Annotated in this window: 21 protein-coding genes; 13 read left to right on the plus strand and 8 right to left on the minus strand. The window is 73.8% G+C overall.

The annotated features are described in order from the left end of the window. Positions 1–37: 37 nt before the first annotated feature. Together MTP13_RS07335 and MTP13_RS07340 are read left to right on the plus strand one after the other, a co-directional pair. Positions 38–655, plus strand: a complete 618-nt coding sequence (locus MTP13_RS07335) for a DUF305 domain-containing protein (protein WP_243570413.1) — start codon at positions 38–40, stop codon at positions 653–655. 107 nt (positions 656–762) lie between these two features. Continuing rightward, positions 763–1,560 (plus strand): GntR family transcriptional regulator, encoded by a 798-nt coding sequence (locus tag MTP13_RS07340; RefSeq protein ID WP_243570414.1) that lies wholly within the window; start codon positions 763–765, stop codon positions 1,558–1,560. 184 nt (positions 1,561–1,744) lie between these two features. Here the strand turns inward: MTP13_RS07340 and MTP13_RS07345 are convergent, their stop codons facing one another. Further along, positions 1,745–2,689 carry a helix-turn-helix transcriptional regulator gene (locus MTP13_RS07345; RefSeq protein ID WP_243570415.1) on the minus strand — a complete coding sequence of 315 codons (945 nt, stop codon included), beginning with the start codon at positions 2,687–2,689 and terminating at the stop codon, positions 1,745–1,747. Between the two features lie 98 nt (positions 2,690–2,787). Next, complete coding sequence (locus MTP13_RS07350; RefSeq protein ID WP_424221960.1) at positions 2,788–4,956, minus strand: copper-translocating P-type ATPase; 2,169 nt, start codon at positions 4,954–4,956, stop codon at positions 2,788–2,790. A 131-nt stretch (positions 4,957–5,087) separates the two neighbouring features. Between MTP13_RS07350 and MTP13_RS07355 the strand changes: the two genes are divergently transcribed. Further along, positions 5,088–6,083, plus strand: coding sequence for an NAD-dependent epimerase/dehydratase family protein (locus tag MTP13_RS07355; protein ID WP_243570416.1), 996 nt, complete (start codon positions 5,088–5,090; stop codon positions 6,081–6,083). A gap of 51 nt (positions 6,084–6,134) precedes the next feature. Here MTP13_RS07355 and MTP13_RS07360 read toward each other — a convergent pair whose 3' ends face one another. Further along, the gene (locus MTP13_RS07360) at positions 6,135–6,953 is read right to left on the minus strand and encodes a hypothetical protein (protein ID WP_243570417.1); all 819 of its coding nucleotides are present in this window, start codon (positions 6,951–6,953) and stop codon (positions 6,135–6,137) included. Between the two features lie 101 nt (positions 6,954–7,054). On the opposite strand from MTP13_RS07360, the gene MTP13_RS07365 reads away from it, so the two are divergent. Both MTP13_RS07365 and MTP13_RS07370 read left to right on the plus strand, forming a co-directional pair. After that, positions 7,055–7,999 (plus strand): arginase family protein, encoded by a 945-nt coding sequence (locus MTP13_RS07365; RefSeq protein ID WP_243570418.1) that lies wholly within the window; start codon positions 7,055–7,057, stop codon positions 7,997–7,999. A 74-nt stretch (positions 8,000–8,073) separates the two neighbouring features. Continuing rightward, complete coding sequence (locus MTP13_RS07370) at positions 8,074–8,550, plus strand: SixA phosphatase family protein (protein WP_243570419.1); 477 nt, start codon at positions 8,074–8,076, stop codon at positions 8,548–8,550. Positions 8,551–8,675: 125 nt separating this feature from the next. Here the strand turns inward: MTP13_RS07370 and hutI are convergent, their stop codons facing one another. The 3 genes from hutI to MTP13_RS07385 form a co-directional block, all read right to left on the minus strand. Then, on the minus strand, positions 8,676–9,887 hold the full coding sequence (gene hutI, locus MTP13_RS07375) for an imidazolonepropionase (RefSeq protein WP_243570420.1): 1,212 nt from the start codon (positions 9,885–9,887) through the stop codon (positions 8,676–8,678). A 14-nt stretch (positions 9,888–9,901) separates the two neighbouring features. Then, positions 9,902–11,608: a urocanate hydratase gene (gene hutU / locus MTP13_RS07380; RefSeq protein WP_243570421.1), complete on the minus strand. Its 1,707-nt coding sequence runs from the start codon at positions 11,606–11,608 to the stop codon at positions 9,902–9,904. Between the two features lie 174 nt (positions 11,609–11,782). Further along, positions 11,783–12,265, minus strand: coding sequence for a cupin domain-containing protein (locus MTP13_RS07385; RefSeq protein WP_243570422.1), 483 nt, complete (start codon positions 12,263–12,265; stop codon positions 11,783–11,785). A gap of 288 nt (positions 12,266–12,553) precedes the next feature. On the opposite strand from MTP13_RS07385, the gene MTP13_RS07390 reads away from it, so the two are divergent. The 4 genes from MTP13_RS07390 (at position 12,554) to MTP13_RS07405 (ending at position 16,174) form a co-directional block, all read left to right on the plus strand. Then, positions 12,554–13,477 (plus strand): amino acid ABC transporter permease, encoded by a 924-nt coding sequence (locus MTP13_RS07390; RefSeq protein ID WP_243570423.1) that lies wholly within the window; start codon positions 12,554–12,556, stop codon positions 13,475–13,477. Then, positions 13,474–14,316, plus strand: a complete 843-nt coding sequence (locus MTP13_RS07395) for an amino acid ABC transporter ATP-binding protein (protein ID WP_243570424.1) — start codon at positions 13,474–13,476, stop codon at positions 14,314–14,316. The genes MTP13_RS07390 and MTP13_RS07395 overlap by 4 nt, the downstream gene beginning before the upstream one ends. Beyond that, positions 14,313–15,167, plus strand: a complete 855-nt coding sequence (locus MTP13_RS07400; protein ID WP_243570425.1) for a helix-turn-helix domain-containing protein — start codon at positions 14,313–14,315, stop codon at positions 15,165–15,167. Before MTP13_RS07395 ends, MTP13_RS07400 begins: the two co-directional genes overlap by 4 nt. Before the next feature lie 134 nt (positions 15,168–15,301). Next, on the plus strand, positions 15,302–16,174 hold the full coding sequence (locus MTP13_RS07405) for a transporter substrate-binding domain-containing protein (protein WP_243570426.1): 873 nt from the start codon (positions 15,302–15,304) through the stop codon (positions 16,172–16,174). 61 nt (positions 16,175–16,235) lie between these two features. Here the strand turns inward: MTP13_RS07405 and MTP13_RS07410 are convergent, their stop codons facing one another. After that, the gene (locus MTP13_RS07410) at positions 16,236–17,717 is read right to left on the minus strand and encodes a M23 family metallopeptidase (RefSeq protein WP_243570427.1); all 1,482 of its coding nucleotides are present in this window, start codon (positions 17,715–17,717) and stop codon (positions 16,236–16,238) included. Between the two features lie 233 nt (positions 17,718–17,950). Next, positions 17,951–19,513 carry a histidine ammonia-lyase gene (gene hutH / locus MTP13_RS07415; RefSeq protein WP_243570428.1) on the minus strand — a complete coding sequence of 521 codons (1,563 nt, stop codon included), beginning with the start codon at positions 19,511–19,513 and terminating at the stop codon, positions 17,951–17,953. 153 nt (positions 19,514–19,666) lie between these two features. Here hutH and MTP13_RS07420 point away from each other — a divergent pair, with 153 nt between their 5' ends. The 4 genes from MTP13_RS07420 to MTP13_RS07435 all read left to right on the plus strand — a co-directional run bounded on the left by MTP13_RS07420 (position 19,667) and on the right by MTP13_RS07435 (position 24,173). Next, the gene (locus tag MTP13_RS07420) at positions 19,667–20,449 is read left to right on the plus strand and encodes an IclR family transcriptional regulator (protein ID WP_243570429.1); all 783 of its coding nucleotides are present in this window, start codon (positions 19,667–19,669) and stop codon (positions 20,447–20,449) included. Positions 20,450–20,583: 134 nt separating this feature from the next. Then, positions 20,584–21,243, plus strand: coding sequence for a DedA family protein (locus tag MTP13_RS07425; RefSeq protein ID WP_243570430.1), 660 nt, complete (start codon positions 20,584–20,586; stop codon positions 21,241–21,243). Positions 21,244–21,535: 292 nt separating this feature from the next. After that, positions 21,536–23,440 (plus strand): hypothetical protein, encoded by a 1,905-nt coding sequence (locus MTP13_RS07430; RefSeq protein WP_243570431.1) that lies wholly within the window; start codon positions 21,536–21,538, stop codon positions 23,438–23,440. A 400-nt stretch (positions 23,441–23,840) separates the two neighbouring features. Further along, a complete protein-coding gene (locus MTP13_RS07435) occupies positions 23,841–24,173 on the plus strand; it encodes a hypothetical protein (protein ID WP_243570432.1) in 333 nt (110 codons plus the stop codon). Positions 24,174–24,250 lie beyond the last annotated feature (77 nt).

A 24,250-nucleotide genomic window follows, 5' to 3' on the forward strand; every position in this document is an offset into this window, starting at 1 on the left:
ACCGGCGGCGCGCCGATCACGAACGGAAGAGCACACCATGAAGATTCAGTTGACCCCCCGCGCCGCCGCGCGTCTCGCCACGGTCGCCGCGGCATCCGCCGGCCTCCTCGTCCTCAGCGGCTGCGCCGCCGCCGGCGACGGGATGGACGGGATGGACCACTCCGGCACGGGCGGCGACCCCAGCCAGTCGGCGGGCGAACTCGCCGCGGCGAACGAGGCCGACGTCGCGTTCACGGCGGGCATGATCATGCACCACCAGCAGGCCATCGAGATGGCCGAGCTCGTGCTCGCGAAGGACGGGCTCGACCCCGAGGTCGCGGCGCTCGCCGAGCGGATCAAGGCCGCCCAGCAGCCCGAGATCGACCGCATGGAAGGGTGGCTCGAGGACTGGGGGCAGTCCGGCGGCGGCATGGCCGGGATGGACCACAGCACGATGATGTCGGCCGAGGACCTCGCTGCGCTCGAGGCGGCGAGCGGGGCCGAGGCCGGGCCGCTGTTCCTCGAGCAGATGATCGTGCACCACGAGGGCGCCGTCGCGATGGCCGAGGACGTGCTCGCCGAGGGCGAGAACGCCGACGTGCTCGAGCTCGCCGAGGCGGTGGTCGCCGACCAGACCGCGGAGATCGCCGAGATGCGCGAGCTGCTCGGCCGGTAGCGGGGTGGCCCCGAGCCGAGCCGGGCCGCGGCCGAGTTCACGCAGTGTTCACCGCCGCGTCGCCGGGTGCCCGGTTCGGGGGACACCGCGCTCCCTATCGTCGGAGCATGGTCATCAGCGCACCGTCGGGCCGCCGGTCCCCCGTCTCGCTCCGAGTGCGGGCCGAGCTGCGCACACGCATCGAGCGCGGCGTCTGGGCGGCCGGGATGGCGCTGCCGAGCGAAGCCGCCCTCTGCCGGGAGTTCGGCACCTCGCGGGGGCCGGTGCGTCGAGCGCTCGCGGCACTCCGCGCGGAGGGCTTCATCGTCGGCGGCCGCGGCAAGCCGCCCGTCGTGGGCAAGGTCGTCCCGGCCCAGTCGCTCGCGACCTTCCGCTCCTTCACCGATTGGGCGCGGGCCGAGGGCAAGACCCCGGGTACCAGGACGCTGTCGCTCGAACGCCGCCACGCGGCATCCGCCGTCGCCGGCCTGCTCGAGCTCGACGAGGGCGCGGTCGTCGTCGAGCTGATCCGCGTGCGGCTCCTCGACGAGGTGCCGATCATGATCGAGCGCGCGAGCTTCGTGCCGGACGTCGGCCGCACGCTCTTCGGCCTCGATCTCGACCACGCCTCGGTCTCGGACGAGCTCGCGCGGCACGGCTTCGGTCTCGTGCAGGCGCGGCACACGATCGACGCCGTCGCCGCGAACCCGCTCGACGGGGAGGCGCTCGGCGTCCCGTCCGGCGCGGCGCTGCTGCGCGAGCGCCGGCTCTCCCGCGACGCGCACGGCCGGGCCGTCGAGTACGCCGAGGCGCGCTACCGCTCGGAGTTCGCGACGTTCCGGATCGACAACGCGGCCGCCGGGTTCACCGGCGGCGAGGCGGGCACCACCGCCGCGAGCCCGATCGAGGTGCGCTCGCTCGCCTGAGCGCGCCCGCCCGCTGGCCGGTAGCCCCCTGACCACCCCGCAAGACGGCAGTATTTGCGGGTGTTCGCGCCCGCGCACCCGCAAATACTGCCGTTTTGCGGGGCAGAGAGGGCGCGGGGTGAGGAGGGCAGGGGGTGAGGAGGGGACACGGGTGGGACGCCGGGCGGATGCCGCGCGGGACGTGTCAGCCGCGCAGCGTCGAGACCGGCGCCACGCCGTACGCCTCGCGGTAGGCGCGTGCGAAGCGGGCATCGTTGCCGAAGCCCCAGCGGCGCGCGATGCCGCGCACGGTGGCGCCCGCGGTGGGGTCGGCCTCGCGGAGTTCCTCGTGGGCCCGCGCGAGCCGCACACGGCGGAGGTGCTCGCTCGGCGTCGTGCCGAGGTGCCGCCGGAACGCCGCCTGCAGCCCGCGGCTCGTCAGCCGCGCCGCCGCCGCGAGGTCGTCGACGGTGATCGCTTCGGCGGCGTGCGACTCCGCGTACTCGACGGCGCGGCGCACCGTGGCGGGCAGGGCGCCGTCGGCGTAGCCCGCGTCACCGAGGATCTCGATCGGGAATGCCGCGAAGGCCGCGACGAGCAGCGAGCGCACCGCCTGACCTCGGATCAGGTCGTTCGACGCGAGCTCGTCGTCGGCGAGCACCTCGCGCAGCACGTGCTCGTGCAGCGCCGCCCAGTACCGCTCGAGCTTGGCGTTGCGAGCGCCGACGCCCCCGAAGCGCAGTGTGGCGGAGTCGGCGCCGACGAGGCCCGCGGCGACCCGCTGGGCCTCACTGTGGGAGAGCGAGACCAGATCGATCTTGAGGTCGCGGATGTCGGCCTGCACCGCGCCCGGGTGGAACAGCATCACCGCGCTGCGGCTGCCCGCCTTGCCGTCGGTGCGGTACTCGTAGCTGCCGCCGGAGCGGCGCCCGATCATGAATGCGTCGTCGAGGCGGGTCGACGCCCGTTCGAGACTGGTGCCGATGCGCAGCCGGATGAAGCTCGCCGAAGCGTCGCTCAGCACCGTCTGCTCGTACACGAAGTGGTGGTCGGGGTCGCGCCCGAGCCGCGTCGTCGGCCAGATCTGCTGCATCTCGCGCTCGGCCCGGTCGACGTCGGTCGCGTGCGAGGCGAAGCGCTGCAACGGCATTCGACCTCCCTGGCGCCAGTGTAGGCCGCACCGCCGACATGCGAGCCGAGCGGCGCCCGGCGGCCGGCCCGAACGCGGGTCGGCCGCCGGTATCCCGCTCAGCGCCGCTCGAGCACCGCCTTCGCCGAGGCTTCCGGTCGCAGGTCGAGCCGGCGCAGCAGCTGCGCGTTCAGCGCCACGATGACGGTCGACAGGCTCATCAGGATGGCGCCGATCGACATCGGCAGCACGAAGCCGATCGGGGCGAGCACGCCCGCCGCGAGCGGCACGGAGATGAGGTTGTACCCGGCCGCCCACCAGAGGTTCTGCGACATCTTGCGGTAGCTCGCCCGCGACAGCTCGATCACGGACAGCACCGAGCGCGGGTCGCTCGAGGCGAGCACCACGCCGGCGGAGGCGATCGCGACATCCGTGCCGGCGCCGATCGCGATGCCGACGTCCGCCTGGGCGAGCGCGGGCGCGTCGTTCACGCCGTCGCCGACCATCGCGACGCTGAGCCGTTCGCGCTGCAGCTCCTGCACCTTCGCGGCCTTGTCCTCGGGCCGTACCCCCGCGAACACCCGGTCGATGCCGAGCTCGCCGGCGACCCGGCGCGCGACGGGCTCGGCGTCACCAGTGATCATCACGACCTGGATGTCGAGCGCGTGCAGCGCGTCGACCGCTTCACGGGACTCGGGTCGGATCTCGTCGTCCAGCGCGAGCGCCCCCGCGACCTCGCCGTCGACGAGCACGTGCAGCACGGTCGATCCGGCGTCGGCCCACGGGGCGGAGGCGGGGAGCGCCTCGACGCCCTCGCGCTGCAGCAGTCCGGGGCCGCCGACCTGGACGATGCGACCGCCGACGACGGCGCGCACGCCGATCGCGGCCGAGGCTTCGAACTCGCTCGTTGCGCTGCGGCGCAGGCCGCGGTGCTCGGCATCTGCGACGATGGCCTTCGCCAGCGGGTGCTCCGAGTCGGACTCGGCGGATGCCGCGAGCGCGAGCACCTCGTCGAGCTCGTGGCCCGGGGCCGCCGCGGCATCCGTCACCTCGGGCTCGCCCTTCGTGAGCGTGCCGGTCTTGTCGAAGAGCACGGCGCCGACGGTGCGCATCGTCTCGAGTGCGAGCCGGTCGGTGATGAGCACGCCGCCCTTCGCCGCGCGCTCAGTCGCGATCTGCACGACGAGCGGGATGGCGAGGCCGAGCGCGTGCGGGCAGGCGATCACGAGCACGGTGATGGTGCGGACGACGGCGTCATCCGGATCACCGAGCAGCGTCCACGCGATGGCGGTCAGCACGGCCGCGCCGAGTGCGAACCAGAACAGCCAGCCGGCCGCGCGGTCGGCGAGCCGCTGCGCGTGCGAGCTCGAGGCCTGCGCCTGCGCGACGAGCCGCTGGATGCCGGCGAGCGCGGTGTCGTCGCCGACCGCGCCGACGCGCACGCGGATCGCCGTGTCCGTCGCGACGGTGCCCGCGACGACGTGATCGCCCGGGCCGCGGCGCACGGGGCGCGACTCGCCCGTGATCATCGACTCGTCGACGTCGGCGGTGCCGTCGACGACCTCGCCGTCGGCGGGCACGCGGCCGCCGGGGCGCACGATCACGACGTCGCCGAGGGCGAGCTCGGCGGGGGAGACCGTCTCGACGGACTGTCCGTCGGGGCCGTCGATCACGCGCTCGGCCTCGTCGGGCAGCAGCGCGGCCAGGGCGTCGAGCGCGTTGGAGGCCTGGGCGATCGACTTCATCTCGATCCAGTGGCCGAGCAGCATGATGACGATGAGGAGCGCGAGCTCCCACCAGAAGTCGAGGTGGTGGCTGACGAGGCCGAAGCTCGCGGCGAGGCTCGCGAAGTACGCGACCGTGATGGCGAGGCCGATGAGCAGCATCATGCCGGGCTTGCGCGCCTTCAGCTCCGACCAGGCGCCGGTGAGGAAGGGCTTGCCGCCCCAGAAGTACATGACCGTGCCGAGGATCGGCGAGATCCACGGCACCACGCCCGAGTCTGGCAGCTGGTAGCCGATCAGGCCGGCGAACATTGGGCTGAGCGCGACGGTCGGCACCGCGACGACGAGCATGATCCAGAAGAGGCGGCGGAACTGGCCGACGTGGTCGCCGTGCCCGCCGTGGCCGCTCATGTCGTGGCCCGCGTGCGCGTCGTGGCCGGCGTGCGCGTCGTGGTCCGCGTGCATGTCGTGGTCCGCGTGCATGTCGTGGCCCGCGTGCATCGCGTGCGGATCGTGGTCGGATGCCTGGTGCTCGGTGTGCGGGTCGTGCTGGCTCGCGTTCATCGTGCCCTCCTGTGTCCTCTCGCCAGATTAATACCCCTCTGGGGTATCTGCAAGGGGAACCGTCCCGTTCACGGGGCTATTCCCGGACACCTGGTTCCCTGAGCTCGTCGAAGGGGTGCTGGAATGGCGGAATGGAGATCCTGATCCTCGGCGGCACCCAGTGGCTCGGCCGTGAATTCGCCCGCGAGGCCCTGCGCCGCGACCATCGCGTCACCTGCCTCGCGCGCGGCGCGGGCGGCGAGGTCGCGGACGGGGCCCGGCTCGTCGTCGCCGACCGCTCGCAGCCCGACGCCTACGACGCCGTCGCGGACCGACGCTGGGATGCCGTCATCGACGTCACCCGTCAGCCCGGCTTCGCCAGACGGGCCGCCACCGCGCTCGCCGGGGTGGCCGATCGCGCCGTCGCCATCTCGTCCGGCAACGTCTACGCGCACCACGACGAGCCCGGCGCCGACGAGTCGGCCGAGCTGCTGCCGCCGCTCGAGTCCGACGAGTCCGATCCCGAGACCTACGGCGAGGCGAAGTCCGCGATCGAGCGCGCCTACCGCGAGGCCTTCGGCGACCGCGCGCTCATCGTCCGGCCGGGGCTCATCGGAGGCCCGGGCGACGAGTCCGGCCGGAGCGGATACTGGGTCGCCCGTGCGGCGCGCGACGACGCGCCGATGCTCGTGCCGGGCATCCGCGACGCCGCCGCTCAGCTCGTCGACGTGCGCGATCTGGTCGCCTGGACGCTCGACGCGATCGAGCGCGGCCTCGGCGGTGCGTTCAACCTCGTCGGCGACCGCTCGACCTTCGGCGCGGTGCTCGACGCCTCCGTGGCGGTCGGCGGGTTCGCGGGCGAGCAGCTCGAGGCGGATCCCGCTTGGCTCGCCGAGCAGGGCGTCGCGCAGTGGGCGGGCGAGGCATCCCTGCCGCTCTGGATCGCCGAGCCGAGCTGGCACGCCTTCCAGGACCACTCGAACGAAGCCGCCAGGCGCGAGGGCTTCGTGCCGCGCCCGATCGAGCAGACCCTCGCCGACGTGCTGGCGTGGGAGCGCGAGCAGGGGCTCGACCGTGAGCGGCGCGCCGGGCTCACCGCCGAGCGCGAGCGGGAGCTCGTGGCGCTGCTGCGCGCCCAGCGCGGCTAGCCCGCGCTTCCCCAGACCCCTCGGTGGGTGCCGGTGCGGGTGGGATGCCGCTCAGGAGCGGGGGCGGCCACCCGCGGCCGGCCCGGCGACGATCCCGAGCCGCACCGCGATGACGGCGACCGCCGCCCAGCAGAGCGCAGCGACGACGGCGGCGGCGAAGGCGACACCGCTCCACTCGCGCACGCCGAGCGCCGCCTCGGCGGCGAGCGCGGCCGCGAGCAGGGCGGCGACGACGGCGACTGGGCGCGCGCCCCGTCCGCCCCGAGCGGCGCGGGCGACGAGCAGCACGGCGAGCACCATCGCGAGCGCCCGGGTCCACACCACGACCGTCGAGAGCGCCGAGGCGGCGCCGTAGCCGAGCGCGGCGACGAGCCCCGGCAGCTCGGAGAGCGCGAGCACCGCGGCGGCGCCGACGGCGAGCACGAGGGCGACTCGGCGGATGCCGAGCTCCGCCGCGCTCGACGCCGCCCGCGCGCCGACGAGTGCGAGTCCAGCGGCGGTGGCGGCGATCGCGAGCGCGAGCAGCGCGCCGACGTCGGCGACCGTGCCGCCGGGCGCGCCGCCGAGGCCGAGCCGGGCGACCGTCGCGGCGGCGAGCAGCAGGAAGTGCACGGCTGCCACGCCCCCGGCGACCCCGATGAGCGTGCGGCCGCGCACGGCGATCGACCCGATCACGAGCAGCACGGTGCCGAGCGCCATCGCGCCGACGGCGCCGAGCTGGGCCGGGCCGACCCCGGACACCAGGGCGAGCTGCGCCTGCCGGGCGAGCGGGACGACGGCGACCGCGAACGCGGCGAGCACCACCGCGAGGGCGCCGAGCACCGGGCCGGATGCCACGGGCGGACCGGGGTGGCGCTCGGGCTCGGGCATGCGAGCCACGATACGCGAGCACGCGGCATCCGTCCGGGATCGCAGACGACGAGGCATCCGCGGCCGCTGCGCTCGCGGGCCCGACCGCCTAGCGTGGGCGCATGGCGCTCTCGCACGATCCGCTCTGGCCGCGCGCCGGAGCCTGGCCCGCCCCCGATGTCCTCGCAGCGGGGGAGCGCGCGGCGCTCGCCGTGCTCGGCGTGCCCGCGTGGCGCACCTCGCTCTCACCGACCGGTGCGCACGCGACCCCGTCCGCCGTGCGCGAGGCGCTGCAGCGCTACAGCGCCGCCCTGGTGCCCGACCGGCGCGGGAGCGGCCGAGAGCTCGACCTCGCCGAGTCCGCGCCGGTCGCCGTCGTCGACGCGGGCGACCTCGAGGAACCGGACGGCCCGGAGGGCGAGGCGCGCACCCGCGCCGAGGTCGCACGGCTCCGCGAATTGGCCGACGTGGTGCTCGCGATCGGCGGCGACAACTCCGTCACGGTCGCCGCCGCCCTCGGCGCCTGGGGCGACGGGCTCGACCGCGCCGGACTCGTCACCCTCGACGCCCACTACGATCTGCGCGACGGCGTCTCGAACGGCTCCCCGGTGCGGCGGCTCGTCGAGGCCGGGCTCGACCCGTCGCGCATCGTGCAGATCGGCATCGCCGACTTCGCGAACTCGGCGGAGTACGCCCGTCGGGCGCGCGAGCTCGGCATCACCGTCATCCACCGCGACGAACTGCACGGCCGAGCGCCCGCCGCGGTCATGGCCGAGGCGCTCGAGATCGCCGGCGCAGCGGGCGGCCCCGTGCACCTCGACCTCGACGTCGACGTCTGCGACCGTTCCGTCGTCCCCGGCTGCCCGGCTTCGATGCCCGGCGGCCTCGCCGCGTGGGAGCTGCGGGCCTTCGCGCGCGCCGCGGCGAGCGATCCGCGCGTGGCGAGCGTCGACCTCGCGGAGGTGGACGCGACGGCGGATGCCCCGGACGGGCGCACCGTGCGGCTCGCCGCCCTGTGCGTGCTCGAGGTGCTCGCCGGGATCGCGAGCCGACCGGGGCGCGGCTGAAGCGACGCCCGCCCTCTCGCACCGACGGGCGGCGCACCCTCGCGCCGACGGGCGAGCGGTGCCAGGCTGGGGGCATGAAGACGCTCCTCCTCGCCCGGCACGCGAAGTCCGACTGGGGCGACCCGGGGCTCGACGACGTCGACCGACCGTTGAACGCCCGTGGACTGCGCGACGCCCCGGCCATGGCGCGCCGGCTCCTGGACGAAGAGGCCGGCGTGCAGCTCGTCGTGTCGAGCCCCGCGCTCCGCGCCATCACGACCGCACGCGAGTACGCCGAGGCGTTCGGCGTCGATCCGGTCGAGCGGCCGGAGCTCTACGCGGCGTCGGCCCGGACCATCCTCGCGGCCGCCGCCGCGCTGCCCGACGAGGCGTCCGTCGCCATGCTCGTCGGCCACAATCCCGGCATGAGCGACGCGGTCGCCGAGCTCACCGGGGAGTTCGTCGAGCTGCCGACGTGCGCGGTCGTGACGTGCACGGTCGACGTCGGCTCGTGGGCCGAGCTGATCGAGGGCAGCGGCCGGCTCGAGCTCGTCCGCGCGCCGCGCGACTGAGCACCCCCCTCACTCGACTTGCCCGACTTTCATGAAAGTCGGGCAAGTCGGACCTGGACCACCCCTATCCCGAGTTGCCCAACTTTCATGAAAGTCGGGCAACTCCGGAGGGAGCCGGGCACAGGCTACGCGGCCCCGGCGAGGTGCTCGCCCGCGCGGAACACGCGACGCACGAGCGGCACGCCCGGCCGGTAGGCGAGGTGCACGTGGCTGGGTGCGTCGAGCTCGACGAGATCGGCCGACATGCCCGGGCGGAGCGCGCCGACGTCCTCGCGGCGCAGTGCCAGGGCGCCGCCCGCGGTCGCCGCCCACACGGCCTCGGCCGGAGTCATCCGCATGTCGCGGACCGCGACGGCGATGCAGAACGGCATCGAGCTCGTGAAGCTCGAGCCCGGGTTGCAGTCGCTCGCGATCGCGACGGTGGCGCCCGCGTCGAGCAGCCGCCGCGCGTCGGGGTACGGCTGGCGGGTCGAGAACTCGACGCCCGGCAGCAGGGTCGCGACCGTGTCCGAGGCGGCGAGCGCCGCGACGTCCTCGTCGCTCAGGTAGGTGCAGTGGTCGACGGATGCCGCGCCGAGCTCCACCGCGAGCCGCACGCCCTCGCCCGGTCCGAGCTGGTTGCCGTGCACGCGCACGCCGAGCCCGCCCGCCCGGCCGGCCTCGAGCACCCGACGGGACTGCTCCGCCGTGAACGCCCCGCGCTCGCAGAACGCGTCGACCCACTTCGCGTGCGGCGCGCAGGCGGCGAGCATCTCGCCCGTGACGAGCTCGACGTACGCGTCGGCGCCGGGGCCGTCGGGCTCGCGGTACTCGAACGGCACGACGTGCGCACCGAGGAAGGTGACCTCCTCGGTGACCTCGCGCGCGAGGCGCACGAGGCGCTCCTCCGCCTCGACCGAGAGCCCGTAGCCGGACTTGATCTCGAACGTCGTCGTGCCCTGCCGGTGCAGCTCTCCGACGAAGGCGGCGAGGCGGGCGCGCAGCTCCTCGTCGCTCGCCTCGCGGGTCGCTTGCACGGTGGAGCGGATGCCTCCCGCCTCGTACGGCCGGCCGGCCATGCGGGCGGCGAACTCCTCGGCCCGGTCGCCGCCGAACACGAGGTGCGAGTGCGAGTCGACGAAGCCCGGGATGACCGCGCGGCCGCCGAGGTCGACGATCTCGTCGGGCGACGGGACGGCGGATGCCGCCTCCGCTGCCGGCCCGACCCAGGCCACCCGCCCGTCGACGGCGAGCAGCGCGGCATCGCGGACGATCCCGAGCGGGCCGCCCTCGCGACCGGGCGCTTGGTCGTTCGTGGTCAGCTCGCCGATGTTCGTGAAGAGGGTCGTCCGAGGCATCCGCCGTCCTCCGCTCAGGCCATCGGCACGTCGAGGCCGCGCTCGCGCGCCACCTCGATCGCCCGCTCGTACCCCGCGTCGACGTGTCGCATGACGCCGGTGCCGGGGTCGTTGACGAGCACGCGGGCGATCTTCTCCGCGGCGAGCTCGGTGCCGTCGGCGACGACCACCTGGCCCGCGTGGATCGAGCGGCCGATGCCGACGCCGCCGCCGTGGTGGATCGACACCCAGCTCGCGCCGGACGCGGTGTTGAGCAGCGCGTTCAGCAGCGGCCAGTCGGCGATCGCGTCGGAGCCGTCGGCCATGGACTCGGTCTCGCGGTAGGGGCTCGCGACGCTGCCGGAGTCGAGGTGGTCGCGGCCGATGACGACGGGCGCGCTGAGCTCGCCCGAGGCGACCATCTCGTTGAACTTCAGTCCGGCGAGGTGGCGCTCCTGGTAACCGAGCCAGCAGATGCGCGCGGGCAGGCCCTCGAAGTGCACCTTCTCGCCGGCCTGGGTGATCCAGCGGCGGAGGTGCTCGTCCTCGGGGAACAGCTCCAGGATGGCCCGGTCGGTGGCCGCGATGTCGGCGGGGTCGCCCGAGAGCGCCGCCCAGCGGAACGGCCCCTTGCCCTCGGCGAAGAGCGGCCGGATGTACGCGGGTACGAAGCCGGGGAAGTCGAAGGCGTGCGCGTAGCCGCCGAGCTCCGCCTCGCGGCGGATCGAGTTGCCGTAGTCGAACACCTCGGCCCCGCGCGACTGGAAGCCGACCATCGCCTCGACCTGCTTGGCCATCGAGGCGCGGGCGAGCCGGGTGAACTCCTCGGCGTCGCTCGCGGCGAGCTCGTGCCACTCGGCGACGGAGACGCCCTCGGGCAGGTAGGAGAGCGGGTCGTGCGCGCTCGTCTGGTCGGTGACGACGTCGATGGGCGCCTCGCGGTCGAGCAGCTCCGCGAAGATCGTCGCGGCGTTGCCGACGACGCCGACGCTGCGGGCGATGCCGGCCTCCTTCGCCTCGACGGCCCGGGCGAGGGCGGCGTCGAGATCGGGGTGGTACTCGTCGAGGTAGCCGTGCTGCACTCGGCGGGCGAGGCGCGTCTCGTCGACGTCGACGATGAGCACGGCGCCGCCGTTCATGGTGACCGCGAGAGGCTGGGCGCCGCCCATCCCGCCGCAGCCGCCGGTGAGGGTGAGCGTGCCGGCGAGGCTCGCCTGCGCGACCTCCTCGACGCTGCGGCCGTGGCGCTCGGCGAGCACCCGGGCGACGGCGCCGAAGGTCTCGTAGGTGCCCTGCAGGATGCCCTGCGAGCCGATGTAGATCCACGAGCCGGCGGTCATCTGGCCGTACATGGTGAGGCCGAGCGACTCGAGCCGGCGGAATTCGGGCCAGTTCGCCCAGTCGCCGACGAGGTTGGAGTTCGCGATGAGCACGCGCGGCGCCCAGGCGTGGGTGCGGAAGACGCCGACGGGCTTGCCCGACTGCACGAGCAGGGTCTCGTCGTCCTCGAGGCGCTCGAGCGTGGCGACGATCGCGTCGAAGGACTCCCAGTTGCGGGCGGCCTTGCCGGTGCCGCCGTAGACGATGAGGTCCTCGTGGCGCTCGGCGACCTCGGGGTCGAGGTTGTTCATGAGCATGCGCAGGGGCGCCTCGGTCTGCCAGCTCTTCGCGCTCAGCGTCGAGCCGCGGGCGGCGCGGACGGTGCGGGCGCCGCGCGCTTCGGTGGAGGGTGCATCGGTCATGTCCCCAGGTTCGCGCAGCGGAGCGGCGGGGACAACGGATGCCGCGGGGCGGGTGTCTGCGATCCCGGACATGCGCCCCGGGGCATCCGCCCGGCCCAAACGCGACTTGCCCGACTTCGATGAAAGTCGGGCAAGTCGAGATCGAGCTCGTCGCGCGAGCGGCGCGGGGTGCGCTCAGGCGGAGGCGTCGCGGGGGACGTCCTCGTCCGAGGAGTAGGCGCCGTCGCCCGAGAGCGACAGCGCGCTGAAGCGGATCGGCCGGGTCACGCGCTTGAAGTCCAGCGGGCAGTGCCGGATGCCGGCCGGGATGTAGAGCGCGCCCGAGGTCGTCACGCTGTACGTCTCGCCCTCGATGTCGATGAGGATCTCGCCGCCGAGGTCGTGCGGGTTCTCCGGGTCGGAGCCCGTCCAGATGAGCACCTCGTCGTAGTCGTGCTCGTGCTCGTTCACCCAGTGCGAGGGCTCGTCGGTCGGCCCGATCCACGAGTAGGTCATGTGGATCTTCGACTCGGGCACGTCCTCGGCCCGCATCAGCGCGAACGCGTCGCCGATGTGCGCGGGGCGCGGCACGCCCGTCGCCACGGCGCCCTCGTTCACGAGGTCGGCGCTCGAGTCGCCCATGTGTCGCACGAAGAGGTGCTCGTACTTTCCGGCCATCGGCCATCCTCCAGATCGTCGTCGGTCGGCCGACGGTGCGTCGGCCGCTGGCGACGCTACGGATGCCTCGACCGGGCGTCGATGGACGCGCGGCGGGGATGCTGTGACTCCTCTCGGGTGCCGTGAGGGGCCTCGCCGGGCTCGCACCCCGAAGCGGCTTGACCCGGAACGCCTCGGCCTTGCTCCAGCGCGCACGATCGCGCTCCGCGGGCGCCAGGTCTGGGATACCGGATAGCAGAGCCGGCCGAAGCCTTGCCGGCCGGACCCCCGATTCCTGGAATGAACCCCATGACCTCCACCCAGCTCCTCACCGACCCGCCCGGCACCGCCGCCGGCGGCGGCGACCCGCTCGCCCGGCTCGCGGCACTGCCGCTGCGCTCCCGATCCCGCATCCTCAGCCGCTGGGTCCCCGCCGTCGTCGTCGGCGCCCTCGTCGCCGCGATCGGCTGGGCCTTCGTCTCCGCCCCGGCCATGAACTGGCCGGTCGTGGCGCAATATCTGTTCAGCCCGCGCATCCTCGCCGGCGTCGCCACGACGCTGCTGTTCACGGTGCTGACCTTCGCCCTCGGGCTGCTGCTGGGCATCGTGCTCGAGGTCATGCGCCAGTCCGGCAACCCCGTGCTGCGCGTCATCGTCGACGGCTACATCTGGCTGTTCCGCGGCACGCCGCTGCTCGTGCAGCTCGTGTTCTGGTTCAACCTCGCCCTGATCTTCCCGGTCATCGGGGTGCGCATCCCGGCGCTCGGGCTCACCATCGGCGGCAGCACCAACGAGCTCGTGACGCCGTTCCTCGCGGCGCTCATCGGCCTCGTGCTGCACACGGCGGCGTACATGGCGGAGGTCGTCCGGGGCGGCTTCCTCGCCGTCCCGCCCGGGCAGACCGACGCGGCGAAGGCGATCGGCATGACGAGCCTCGAGGCGCAGCGGCTCATCGTCATCCCGCAGGCGGTCCGGGTCATCCTGCCGCCCCTCGGCAACCAGTTCATCGACATCCTGAAGGCGACCGCGATCGTCTCCGTGATCGGCGGCGGCGACCTGATGACCATCGCCCAGCAGATCTACGGGCAGAACTACCAGGTGATCGCGATGCTCGTCGTCGCCTCGCTCTGGTACCTCGCGCTCGTCACGCTCGCGACGATCGGACAGCACTTCCTCGAACGCGGCCTCGACCGCAGCAGACGGCGGGTCCTCAAGGCGGAGGCCGCCCGATGAGCGCGGCACGCGGCTCGCTCGCCCTGCGCGGCGTGCGCAAGTCGTACCACGGCACCGAGATCCTGCGCGGCATCGACCTCGACGTCGCCCCCGGCGAGGTGGTCTGCCTCATCGGCCCCTCCGGCGGCGGCAAGTCGACCCTGCTGCGCTGCATCAACCAGCTCGAGTCGCTCGACGGCGGGGTCGTGGCCGTCGACGGCGAGCTCATCGGCTACACCGCGCACGGCGGCCACCTGACCGAGGCGAGCGACCGCGAGACCAGCCGCGTGCGGCGGAACCTCGGCATGGTGTTCCAGCAGTTCAATCTCTTCGGCCACCTCACGGCCGTGCAGAACGTCGCCATCGGGCCGGTGAAGGTGCTCGGGCGACGCAAGGCCGACGCCGAGCGCCGGGCGCGCGAGCTGCTCGCCTCGGTCGGGCTCGCCGAGCATGCGGGCAAGTACCCCTCGCAGCTGTCCGGGGGGCAGCAGCAGCGCGTGGCGATCGCCCGCGCGCTCGCGATGGAGCCCGCGATCCTGCTGTTCGACGAGCCCACGAGCGCGCTCGACCCGGAGCTCGTCGGCGAAGTCCTCACAGTCATGAAGGCGCTCGCCGCCGGCGGCACGACGATGGTCGTCGTCACCCACGAGATGGGCTTCGCCCGGGAGGTCGCCGACACGGTCGTGTTCATGGAGGGCGGGGTCGTCGTCGAGCAGGGGCCGCCGGCGCAGCTCTTCGGGGCGCTGCGCTCGCCGCGGACGGCGGCGTTCCTGCGGCGCTCCGGTGGCGAGGCGCACGAGGCGGAGGCGGACGAAGCGCACGGCGGCGAGGCGCGCGAGCCCGAGGCGGCCGCCTCGTGACCGTGCACCCGGTCGCGCCGCCGACCCACCGGATCAGCGAGTCGCCGTCCAGCCTCGCCGCGGACTTCCTGATCGGTCCGCTGGAGACGCTCGGGCCGGGGCCGTGGGCGGGTCGGCCGCACCGCCACGACTTCGTCGAGCTCGTGCTCGTCACCGGCGGGGCCGGCTTCCATCACATCGACACCGAGTCGATCGCGATCGCCGCGCCGCAGCTGTTCCTCATCGCGCCCGGGCAGCTGCACCACTGGGAGGAGACGGCGCCCGTCACGGGCACGATCGTGCTCTTCGGCGAGGACTTCCTCACCGGCGAGGGCGGCCCCGGGGCCGGCCTGCCCGGCTGGACGAACGCCCGGTTGCGGCCCACCGACGCCCAGCGCCGTCGCCTCGAGCGCGTGTTCGCCGAGCTCCGCGCCGAACTCGCCCTGCCCGACGCGCTGCAGGCCCGGGCCATCCGCACCCTGCTGTCGCTGCTGCTCCTGCAGCTGCGCCGCCTCGCCCCCGACCCGACCGCCGGGCCGAGCCGCGGGCTGTCGGCCTCGTTCGAGCGGCTCGTGCGCGAGCGCGCCTCGGCGACCCTCACGGTCGCCGAGTGCGCGAAGGCGCTCGGCATCACGCCCGGGCACCTCGCGGAGACGGTCGGGCAGCAGGCCGGGCGCAGCCCCGGCGAGCTCATCCGCGCCGAGGTCGTGCGCGAGGCGCAGCGCCTGCTCGCCCGCACCGAGCTCAGCTGCGCGCAGATCGCCGGCCGGCTCGGCTTCGACGACGCGTCCTACTTCTCGCGCTTCTTCCGGCGGGAGTGCGGGCTCACGCCGACCGCGTTCCGGCGCGCGCAGCTCGGCATCGCGGCCTGAGGCGGATGCCTCGGCCCGGGCATCCGCGGAAAGTGCAACGGATGCCGCGACCGATCCCTGGAGGCCGCCCGACGCCGCTCCTACCGTCGGGGGAGCCGGCGGTGCCGGCAGCCACCGACCGGAAGGATCCCCCGATGACCCGCAACATCCGACGACGCCTGTTGCCGGCCGCCCTCGCCGCCGCCACGGCCCTCGCTCTCGCGGCCTGCACCTTCGACGCGCCGGGCAACGAGGCCGGCCCGTCCGACGGCGCCGCGGCCGGCCTCGACGGGCTCGTGAAGCCCGGCGTGCTGAGCGTGGGCGTGACCCTGCCCGACGCGCCGTACATGATCCCCGACGCCGACAACGTGCCGCAGTCCGGCATCACGAAGGACCTGCTCGACGCGGTCGCCGCCGAGCTCGGCCTCGAGATCGAGTTCATCCCGGTCGCGTGGGAGGGCGGCATCACGGGCGTCGCCGCCGGCCGCTACGACATCTACGGCGGCAGCCTCTACGACACGCTCGAGCGCCAGCAGGCCGGCACCTTCGTCGACTTCATGACCGAGCAGGCGACGCTCATCACGACGGCCGGGAACGGCGGCGCCTACGCGACCCGCCTCGACGCCTGCGGGCAGACGCTCGCGACGATCCGCGGCACGACCGACGTGAGCTACGCCGAGGCGCTCACCGCCGAGTGCGAGGAGGCCGGCAAGCCGGGCATGCAGGTCACCGAGTACCCGACCCAGCAGGACGCCGAGCTCGCGCTCGAGTCGGGCCGCACGGCGCTCGGCATCCAGAGCGAGGCGGGTGCCGCGTACGCGATCGAGCAGGGGGCGAACCGCGAGATCGTGGCGGAGCCGTTCGACGGCGGCTTCTACGTCGGCAGCATGATGAACACCGCCAAGCCGGAGCTCGTCGACGCCGTGCTCGCGGCGATGACCACGCTCTACGAGGACGGCACGACCGAGGAGCTGTTCGCGAAGTACGGGGTGAAGCCCGTCGCCCCCGGGATCAACCTGCAGAAGTAGGCCCCAACCACCGAGTTGCCCGACTTTCATGAAAGTCGGGCAACTCGGTGTTCGTTGGAGTTCAGCCGAGCTGGATGCCGCGCGAGGCCATGAACGGGATCGCGTCGATCGCGACGCCGCCGAGCCGCACCTCGTAGTGCAGGTGGCAGCCCGTGGACGCGCCCGTCGAGCCGACCGCGCCGATCAGCCCGCCGGCCTGGACCACGTCGCCGACGGAGACGAGGATGCCGCCGTCCACGAGGTGGGCGTAGCCGGTGGAGACGCCGTCGCCGTGGTCGATGAGGATCCAGTTGCCGTAGCTGCCGCTGCGGCCGGCCTCGATCACGGTACCGCCGGTCGCGGCGAAGACGGGCGAGCCGCAGGACGCCGCGAGGTCGGTGCCGCGGTGGAAGTCGTTCACCCCCGCGATCGGCTTGTTCGGGCGCGGGCCGAAGCCGTCGGTCAGGTGTCCGCTCACCGGCAGCGACCAGCCCTGATCGCTCAGCTGCCCGGAGTCGGTCGGCAGGTTCTCGATGACCGTGACGCTCGACGCGGCGAGCACCGTGCGCACGGATGCGAGCGCGTCGCGCGCCTTGGCCACGGCGGCCTCGGCGTCGTCGACCTTCTGCTGCAGCGTCTCGACCGGGACCGCGTCGACCTTCTCCCAGGCGGCCTCGGCGCGCGCCTCGGCCGCGTCGGCTTCGCCGTCGAGCCGGTCGGCCGCCTCGCGGAGGCCCTGCACGTCGCCCGTGAGCTCGGAGACCCGCTGCATGCTGCCGAGGCCGGCGAGCAGGTCGCCGCCGGGCTTCACCGCGGCGTCGATCGAGCCCAGCGCGTCGCCGTCGCCGCGGAGGGCGCCGATGTAGAGCCGGGCTGCTGCGTCGGCCTTGCCCCGGGCCGCCTCGGCGAGCTCGTCGAGCTCCATCGCGGTGGAGCGGGCGGCCTCTCGCGAGTCGCGAGCCGCGGCCAGCTCGTCCTGCGCGGCCCGGAGCGCGGCGGTCGCCTCACTCAGGACGCGCTGCGCCTGTCGGATCTCCGCCGACACGGCCGTGCCGGCGGAGAGGATGTCGGCGCTCAGCTTGAGCGGCCGCGGTCCGGGCTTCGCGGCACCGCCGCTCGGGGCGGGTGCGGCGGGCTTGGGCGCGGCCGGCTTCGGCGTCGTCGGCTTCGGCGTGGTGGTCGGCGGGGTCGTCACCGGGGGAGTGGTCGGCGGCGTCGTGCCGGGGTCGGTTCCTGGATCGGTGCCGGGGTCGGTTCCCGGGTCAGTGCCCGGATCGGTCCCGGGGTCGGTTCCTGGATCGGTGCCCGGATCGGTCCCGGGGTCGGTTCCTGGATCTGTGCCCGGATCGGTGCCGGGGTCGGTGCCCGGGTCCGGCGGCGGGTCGCTCGGCGGTGGATCGCTCGGCGCGGGGTCGCTCGTCGTGCTCGCGTCGGCCGGGGCGGGGTCCGGGGCCGGGGCGGGCGCGGAGACGGCGGCGGGGTCGGTGCCTGGGTCGGCGACCGGGGCGCCATCATCGGCATAGGCCGAGGTGGTGCCGGTGACGCCGAGCAGTACGGCAGTCACGGCGGTGGCCGCAGCGAATCCGGCGCGCCGGGGGCTCAGGGCCCGGCGTCCAGGGTGCGGCGCTTCGTCCAGTGGTGGCTTCATCGACATTCCAAGGGTGTCGGTTTCGGGTACCGACGCGCTCAGTCTCGCACCGCATCCCTGCGGGCACAACGTTCATTCAGTGAGCCATTGTCACCTTTTCGGGGCGGTTTTCTTCCCCGGTCCGGCGTGTCGTCCTCGCGTCCGCCGGCTCAGTCGAGCGGCGTCGCGGTCGCCGCGGAGGCTCGTGCGAGCACCTCGCCGGAGCCCACGAGCTCCGTCAGCCGCTCGATCTCGGGCGAGAGGAAGCGGTCCTCGCCGGGCACCGAGCCCTCGGCCGCGATGAGCTCGACGATCGCGCCGGTGACCGGTCCCGGCTGCAGCGGTGCGCGCAACTGCAGGCCCCGCCCGGCGGTCATGATCTCGATCGCGAGCACCCGGGTGAGCCCGTCGATCGCCCGCCGCAGCTTGCGCGCCGCCGCCCAGCCCATCGACACGTGGTCCTCCTGCATGGCGGAGGAGGGGATCGAGTCGACCGAGGCGGGCACGGCGAGCCGCTTCAGCTCGGAGACGATGCCCGCCGCCGTGTACTGCGCGATCATGAGGCCCGAGTCGACGCCGACCTCGTGGGCGAGGAACGGCGGCAGCCCCTGGTTGCGCGCCCGGTCGAGGAAGCGGTCGGTGCGACGCTCGCTCATCGAGGCGACGTCGGCCGCGGCGATCGCGAGGAAGTCGAGCACGTACGCGACGGGCGCGCCGTGGAAGTTGCCGTTCGACTCGACCCGGCCGTCCGTCGTGAGCACCGGGTTGTCGACGGCGCTCGCGAGCTCGGCGTCGGCGACGGATGCCGCGTGCGCGACGGTGTCGCGGGCGGCACCGTGCACCTGCGGCGCGCAGCGCAACGAATAGGCATCCTGGACACGGCCGTCCTCGGGGCCGGCGTGGCTGGCGACGATCGGCGAGCCGGCGAGGGCGGCCCGGAAGTTCGCGGCCGAGCGAGCCTGGCCGCGCTGCGGGCGGAGCGCCTGCAGATCGGCGGCGAAGACGGCGTCGGTGCCCATGAGCCCCTCGACGCTCATCGAGGCGGCGAGGTCGGCGGTGGTGAGCAGCAGGCGCAGGTCGGTGATGGCGAGCGCGAGCATGCCGAGCATGCCGTCGGTGCCGTTGATGAGGGCGAGGCCCTCCTTCTCGCCGAGCTGCAGCGGCGCGATGCCCTCCGCGGCGAGGGCGGCCCCGGCATCCACCAGCTCGCCGTCGGCCGTGCGCACCTCGCCCTCGCCCATCGCGACGAGCGCGCAGTGCGCGAGCGGCGCGAGGTCGCCGGAGCAGCCGAGCGAGCCGTATTCGCGCACGACCGGGGTGATGCCGGCGTTCAGGATCGCGGCGTAGGTCTCGACGGTCGCCCGGCGCACGCCGGTGCGGCCGGTCATCAGGGTGGACAGGCGCAGCAGCATGAGCGCGCGCACGACCTCGCGCTCGACCTCGGCGCCAGATCCTGCGGCGTGCGAGCGCACGAGGCTCGCCTGCAGCTGGGCGCGACGGTCCGCGGCGATGAACGTCGTCGCGAGGGCGCCGAAGCCGGTGGAGATGCCGTAGTGCGGGTTCGGGTCGGCGGCGAGGCCGTCGACGATGGCGCGGCTGCGCTCGACCTCCTCGAGCGCGGCCGGGTCGAGGGCGACGGGGGCGCCGTGGCGGGCGACGGCGACGACCTCCTCGATCGAGAGGCCGGGGATGCCGACGGTGACCGGGCTGGTGGAGGGCGCGCTCGTGCTCATGCTTCGATTCCAGCGGCTCGGGCGCCTCGGCGGGAGTGGCTGGACGAGGCATCCGTCTGCGATCCCAGACGAAGCGCGCTACGCTCGCCTCCACACCCCGACTTGCCCGACTTTCATGAAAGTCGGGCAAGTCGAAGAAGAGAGGGACGGCGGATGGCGAAGGCGAAGGTGCCCGCGGCGGATCAGACGCTCGCGATCCTCAGTCATCTGGCGCACCAGCGCGGTCCCGTGCCGGCCGCGACGATCGCCGCCGCCCTCGAGCTGCCGCGATCGACCGTCTACCATCTGCTCGCGGTCATGCAGGAGCGCGGCTTCGTCGTGCACCTGCCCGAGGAGCGCCGCTACGGGCTCGGCGTCGCCGCCTTCGAGCTCTCGAGCGGCTTCAGTCGGCAGCAGCCGCTCGCGCGCCTCGGCGGGCCGCTCGTCGCCGGCCTCGTCGACCGGCTCGGCGAGAGCGGGCACCTCGCCGTGCTGCACGGTCGGGACGTGCTCTACCTCGTCGAGGAGCGCGCGCCGCGCCGGCCCTCGCTCGTCACCGACGTGGGCGTGCGGCTGCCCGCCCACCTCACCGCGACCGGGCGGGCGATGCTCGCCGCCCTGCCGCCCGCCCAGCTCCGCGCGCTCTACCCGGACCGCGCGGCCTTCGCCTGGCGCGGCGACCCGGACGCCGCGGGCGAATGGCGCGCCTCGCGGCTGAAGCAGGTGCTGCACGAGGTGCGCGAGACCGGCTGGGCGGCCGAGGCCGGCGAGGTCACCCCGGGGCTCGCCTCGGTCGGCGTCGCGGTGCTCGACCACGTCGGCTGGCCCGCCGCGGCCATCGCGGTGACCTATCCGGATGACTCGCCGCGCACGCGGCCCGCGGTGGAGATCGCGAGCGCGGTGCGCGCCGCAGCCGACGAGCTCGGCCGGCGGATCGGCGCCGCCCGCGCGCGCTGACGAGGCGTCCGGCGTCCCGCGTGCGTGGTCCGGGTGCCCCGCGTCCGGCGTGCTGCGCCCGATCTCAGCCCGCGTTCATCCGCGCCGCGTAGCGTGGCCGAACGCCGGGCACGATCACGACGACGGGAGCCGCCATGACCGCCCTGACGACCGACGACCACGGATTCACCGGGCTCACCGGATTCGCCGCCGACGTGCTGAACGCCCTCGGCGACGTCGGCGTCGGCGTGCTCGTCTTCCTCGAGGTGCTGATCCCGCCGATCCCGAGCGAGGTGATCCTGCCGTTCGCCGGCTACCTCAGCCAGGCCGGAGACCTGAACCTCGGCTGGCTCATCGTCTGGAGCACGGCCGCGTCCCTCGCGGGCGCCCTCGTGCTCTACGGCCTCGGCGCGGCGATCGGCCTCGAGCGGGCCATCCGCTGGATCGCCTGGACGCGGCTCGTGAGCCTGTCCGATCTCGAGCGCGGCGCCGAGTGGTTCCACCGCTTCGGCAAGTGGTCGGTGCTGCTCGGCCGGCTGATCCCCGGCGTACGCAGTCTCATCTCGCTCCCCGCGGGCGCCGATCGCATGCCGCTCGTCGTGTTCTCGCTGTTCACGGTGCTCGGCTCGGGGCTCTGGAACACGCTGCTGATCGGGGTCGGTGCGGCGCTCGGCACGCAGCACCACCTCCTCGAACAGTGGCTCGAGTACCTGGATCTCGTCGTCTACACGGCCATCGCCGCGGCGCTCGTCGTGCTCGTCGTCCGCCGCATCCGGGAGGCGCGCCGAGTGAAACGGATCACCGCCGGCGACTGACCCCTGTTCGGGGGGCATTTCGTCTACAGGTCCTCCAAAGTGTGGACACGAAACGGATGAGCCCGTCATGCTTGGTCTTCGTGCCCACGGGCACGATGCGGACCCGAACGCAGTACCCGATCCACCCGAACCTCCCTGGCCTCGTCGCGCCTGACCGCGCGGCGGTGCCGTGCGAAGCCGTACCCGCGCGCTTCCGCATCGGGCCCGCGTCCCGCCGAGGACCCATGGAGATCCCGACCCGATGAAGAGAACCGGTGCGCGCACCGCGCTGCCCAATTCCCGTCAACGCCCCATGCGCCGCGTCCTCGCGGCGATCGCCGCCTTCGCGCTCGGCGCCGGCCTCGCCGTCGTCGGCGCCGCGGCACCCGCGAGCGCGCACACGGGCGACCTGCTCGCCAACGCCGTCTGCAACACCGCGACCGGCCAGTACGACGTGACCTACACGCTGAAGCTCACGAACGTGGGCAGCACTCTCACCGGCACCACGAAGTGGCGCGTCGGCACCACCTCGTTCCAGGGCACGCCGACGAACGCGAACGGCATGGACCGCGGGCCGATCAGCTCGAAGGGCAACACCACCCTGACGCTCGGCACCGAGAGCCTGCCCGGCACCACGAAGGGCGGCGGCCCCTGGGTCTACGCCTACACGAGCTGGAACGACGGCTACGGCAAGGGCTCGGACGGCCGCATCGAGGGGCTCAAGGGCGACTGCGCGCCCCCGGCGCCGAAGGAGATCCCGGTGCCCGTGAAGCCGTCCATCGTCGACCTCTGCGGCACCTCCGGCGACCACGTCGTCGAGCCCCGCGCCACCGAGGGCGTCACCTGGTCGATCTCGCCGGTCGCCGGCGGCAAGGCCAAGGCCACCGCGACCGCGAAGCCCGGCTACGTGTTCAGCGACGGCAGCGCCGTGAAGAGCTGGGACTTCGAGTTCACCGACGTGCCCTGCGTCGTCGAGATCCCCGTGCCGCCGAAGCCCGCCGCCACCGAGGCCTGCGGCGTCGACGGCGACGCGGTCATCCTTCCCGACGACAGCGACACCGTGACGTGGAAGCTCGAGGGCGACCCGAAGACGGGCGCGGCCACCGCGGTCGCGACGGCCGTCGAGGGCTACGAGTTCCCCGGCGGCACGACCGAGCAGCGCTACGACTACACCTTCACGAACGAGCCCTGCCCCGTGATCGTGCCCGAGCCGGTCACGCCGGAGATCGTCGACCTCTGCGACGTCGACCGCGACGAGGTCCTGCTGCCCGAGGAGACCGAGCAGCTGGTCTGGCACGTCGAGGGCGAGCCGTCGAGCGGCTCCGTCACCGCCGTCGCCGTGACGAAGGGCCACCACGTCTTCGAGGACGGCACCACCGAGCGCCGCTTCGAGCTCTCGTTCACGAACGAGCCCTGCCCGATCGAGCTGCCCGTGCCGGCGAAGCCCGCCGCTGTCGACCTCTGCGGCGTCGACGACGACCGCATCGTGCTGCCCGCCGACACCGACACGGTGAGCTGGGCCATCGAGGGTGACGCGACCACCGGTTCGGCCGTCGCCGTGGCCACCGCCGCCGAGGGGCACGTCTTCGAGAGCGGCGAAACGAGCGAGCGCTTCGTGTTCGAGTTCGACCAGACCGAGTGCGTGCCGCCGACCCTCGCGGGCTCCAGCGCCGCGGCACTCTGCGTGGCCAACGTGCCGTGGATCGACTTCGACGTGGTACTCACCGACCCCGACCAGCAGTCGACCGGGCACACCGCCTACCTCGTGCTGAGTGACGGCACCCACACCGAGCGGGTCGAGCTCGGCCCGCTCGGCGAGGACGGCTCCGTCGACGGCCGCGTGCTGTGGCCGGGCGCCGCGATCGACGAGGCCGGTAACCCCACCGCGTGGCCGGGCTGGAAGCAGCTGCCGAACGGTCGCTGGGTCGTCACGGAGGAGAACTTCGGCTGGACGCACGCGCTCACCTCGGCGTCCATCGAGGTGAACCCGGAGCTCTCGATCGACCTCGAGTACCCGCCGGCCGTCGTCGCCTGCGCGCCGTCGTCGAAGTCGACCGGCACCCCCGGCACCCCGGTCACGTCCGGTGACGGCGACGGGCAGGGCCTCGCCAGCACCGGTTTCGCGGGCGGCCCGGCGATCGGGCTCGCGGGCGGCCTCGTGCTGGCCGGCGCCCTGGCGCTCGCCGTGCAGCTGATCCTGCGCCGCAAGCGCGCGTAGCGGCATCCGCTCGATGAGGGGCCCGGCGCGAGCCGGGCCCCTCTTCGCGCTCGCGGGGCCGCGTTCCCTGCCCCCGTCGCCCCCTCGCCCCCTCGCCCCGTTCGCCCCCCCCTTGCCCCGTTCGCCCCCTTCGCCCGCTCGCCCCCTCCGCCCCGGATGCACAACTCAGGAACGCGCGCCCGGCGATCCCCGCGCTTCCGCGGATCGGCGGATGCCTCGGGGCCCAGAACCCCGGGATGTTCCTGAGTTGTGTGAGGGCTTTGGCGACCGGTATGGACCGAACGGCCCATACCGCTGCCTCAAGCCCCGTGGCTACGGTCGCCGTAACCGTGCGTTCGCCGAGGGGATGGGGCAGCAGATGGGACGTTGGGGGGCATCGGGGTCGGCCGGAGCCGCGACCGTGCGCCACTTCACCTGGCGCGCCTCGTTCACCGTCTTCGGCTTCGGCATCGTCGTAACGAGCTTCTTCGCATTCGTGCGGATGGTGAGGATTGGATTTCGGAGAACGAACTACTTCGGGGGGCCTACGACCAACCATGTCGAGTACGCCGAGGACCCCTGGCTGTGGGTCACTGCCGTCATCCTCACCGCGTCCGTCATGCTGCTGGCAGGCATGGTCCTGATCGAAGCGATTCACCGACGCTGGCTGGTGTCCGGGATCGTCTGTGCGGTGCTCGGTGCAGTTCCGGCGCTCTGCAATTGGTACCTGCTCAGTCTGAATCATGGCTCGTGAGACGCTCGATCCGCGGGGAACTGGCGCGTCGAGGAACATTTTTGACGAGCTGCGGTAACGCGGAGCGGTCGTGTGGA

Origin of the sequence: Agromyces soli, assembly GCF_022811605.1 — a bacterium.
GTDB classification, from domain to species: Bacteria; Actinomycetota; Actinomycetes; order Actinomycetales; family Microbacteriaceae; genus Agromyces; species Agromyces soli.